2 protein-coding genes and 1 tRNA gene are annotated in these 3026 nt (G+C 48.0%); all 3 read right to left on the bottom strand.

What is annotated here, in order from left to right; genetic code table 11:
* Positions 1-553: 553 nt before the first annotated feature.
* Positions 554-629 (bottom strand) — tRNA-Pro (locus tag ASC50_RS05875).
* A 47-nt stretch (positions 630-676) separates the two neighbouring features.
* A complete protein-coding gene (locus tag ASC50_RS05870; protein WP_056928813.1) occupies positions 677-1522 on the bottom strand; it encodes an MBL fold metallo-hydrolase in 846 nt (281 codons plus the stop codon).
* An 812-nt stretch (positions 1523-2334) separates the two neighbouring features.
* Complete coding sequence (gene hisIE / locus ASC50_RS05860; RefSeq protein WP_056928814.1) at positions 2335-2931, bottom strand: bifunctional phosphoribosyl-AMP cyclohydrolase/phosphoribosyl-ATP diphosphatase HisIE; 597 nt, start codon at positions 2929-2931, stop codon at positions 2335-2337.
* Positions 2932-3026 lie beyond the last annotated feature (95 nt).

Raw genomic sequence — 3026 nt, 5'->3', positions numbered from 1 at the left:
GGTCCCACCCGCAATTTTTTTGCCCCCCCCCCCCCCAAGAGGATGCTGCTTAGCAGCAAAGGTTTTGCGAACTTTGCAAAGTTTGCAAAGTTCGCAAACTTTTTGTTTTTGAAATTTTTCTTCATTCGCATAAAATCTAATTTTAAATTGTTTAACAAAATTTTTTATGAATTGCCACCATGACAACTCGGCGGCAAAGGTAGTGAATGTTTTTTAAATGACAATGGCTTTTTTTGACTTTAACACTTCATAATGTTAATGTTTGTTAATTCCGTCATTGCGGGCTTGACCCGCAATCCCCCCTCGGGCTGAAAGCCCAGCATATCCCAGCCCAACGCATCGCGTTGGGGGTAATGGGGTTTTTGTGTGTGTTGCGCCCTGAAAGGGCATTATATCATTATGTTGCCCTTTCAGGGCGCATACAATCATACATTCATCCAATCATCCATCATCATTTCCCCAACGCGATGCGTTGGGCTGGGATATGCTGGGCTTTCAGCCCGAAAATGCGGAGATGCCTTATACCTGTTTTTATCCCGTAGGGATAAAATAATGGTCGGGATAGGGCGATTCGAACGCCCGACCTCCACGTCCCGAACGTGGCGCGCTACCAACTGCGCTATATCCCGTTTTGCGGCTGCAAAGGTAATGCTTTTTTTTTAATAATCTCACACAATCAGCGCGATTTAAAAACATACCCCCTACCCTCTTTTACAATCTCTCCCACAGCAGGGGCTGCGATGTGCATCCCGGCAACGGGGATTGCATTTTCCGACACATATTTCAACACCTCCAGCCGGGCTTTCACGGCTTGTGCGGGATCTACATCGTAAGTTACCGCCACGCTCGGATATGGCATTTGCACCGCCATCGCATGCGTCAAATCGCCCCAAATCATCAACTTTTCGCCTTTGGATTCCACCACATAGACCGTATGCCCCGGCGTATGTCCGTAAGTCGCAAACGCAGTCACAGCGTCCACAAGCGGCTTTGCAGGCTCCCCAAGGACGGATGGCTCAAACAAATTGAACTGCCCCGTATAGGCAGCAACAATTTGGAGCACATTGCGGTTTTTCACCGCATCGCTCGTCCAATAATCATGCTCGCGTTGCGACATATAGACCTGTGCATTGGGAAACGCCTTTTTGCCATCGCGCAGCATCCCGCCAATATGGTCGCCGTGCGCATGTGTAATCAGCACAATATCAACCTGTTCAGCATCAACCCCGACCTTCCGAAGATTGTCAAACAGCAGCCTGCCAAAACCGGTATCCACCAGGATGTTTTTGCCCCCCAACTGAATCAAAAACGCATTGACCGCATTAGGAAACGTCCCGTCAGGCGCATACTTGTCCAGCATTTCCGGCGTAGAGCCAATCAAAATCGAGGTGTTCCCCTTCTGCTGCCCCTCCGAAAGCAAATGCACCCGAGCCTCCCCAACACGCGTACCATTCTCAGCCCCCTGCGCACAAGAGGTCACCGTCAATAGTGCCGACATAATCATCACATTCATCTTTTTCATCTTTATTGCAATTTTGTGAGGTGCAAAGGTACGAATTATTTGGTAATATCTTTTTTTCAGGTGCTATTTTTTTTCAAGTCCCGCAGGCTCGCCCGGAACGCAGTCCCATTATGGACAATACTATGCGGCTTTCATTGTCCCGCAGGGACAGCACTTTATTAACCGTAGACTTCAGTCTACGGTATAAAAATGCTAAGACTCCATTAGTCCCGCATGGGACGGCACTTGAGATGGGTGCAATTTTGCTGAATAACAATGTGTCGTCCCATGCGGGACTTTGGGGTGTGGGCTCCGTCATTCCCGTAGACTGAAGTCTACGGTTAATAAAGTGCTGTCCCTGCGGGACAAAACACCGTCTGCTAAAAATAGCACCTGAAAAAACGATTTAGCCCGCATCCCGCATTCCCGCATCCCGTAGGGTGGGGTGTCAAACAGATTACAATCGGATGAAATTTTTGCGTTCTGTTTTTTATCCCGTAGGGATTGTAGCTCGGTAGAAAATCATACCTCTCCTTCTCCCCGCATCCCGTAGGGATGCAACATAATCCGCAATCGGTTGCATCCCTACGGGATGCTGAAATGGGGGGCGGGGCGATTCTATTTTCTACCGAGCTACAATCCCTACGGGATAAAAACAAATGATGAACGAACAATATTCATAAAACATCCATCTTTTTTACACCCCACCCGACGGGATAAAAACAGAAAGGCTTTCAGCCTTAACCTGACGGCTATGCCCGTAGTGGGTTGAACTCCTACGGAGTTCTGGTGTGGTGGTGGCATCCCTCACCCTGCAATGACAGCTTTCTTTTTCAGCCCTTGTGTCTTTTTCGCAGCTCATTTGCCAAATCTTCCAGCCGGTAGCCTTTGGATGAGAGGAGGACTATCAGGTGATACATCAGGTCGGAGGCTTCGTAAATCAGGCGTTCGTTGTTGTTTGCCATTGCTTCGATGACTGTTTCTATGGCTTCTTCGCCCACTTTTTGTGCCATTCGGTTGATACCTTTGTTGAATAGCGATGTGGTGTAGGAGCCTTCCGGCATCTCTTGGTGGCGTTGGTCGATAAAATCCTGCAAATAGCGTAGAAAGAGAATATCCTCGCTGTTTTTTTCGTTGAAACAGGTATCTGCGCCCGTGTGGCAGACGGGACCCACCGGCTCAACCTTGAGCAAGAGCGTATCGTGGTCGCAATCTTCGGCTATTGACACCACATTGAGGAAGTTGCCGCTCTCCTCGCCTTTCGTCCACAGCCGATTTTTGGTGCGACTAAAAAACGTCACTTTGCCCGTTTCTTCCGTCTTAGCCAAAGCTTCCGCGTTCATAAATCCAAGCATCAGCACCTTAGAGGTGCGATTATCCTGCACGATAGCGGGAACCAGCCCGCCCATTTTGTCAAAATCTAAATTCATCATATTTGTCAAAAAAAATCGCGCAAAGGTACAAATAAATTCCGTATAATGGATGATAACACAACGATAACAAAATGATAACAAAACGATAACAA

It is taken from the genome of Candidatus Symbiothrix dinenymphae, from assembly GCF_001431085.1.
Note: the sequence above shows the minus strand (reverse complement) of the source record. Positions and strands in the feature narration are given on the sequence as shown.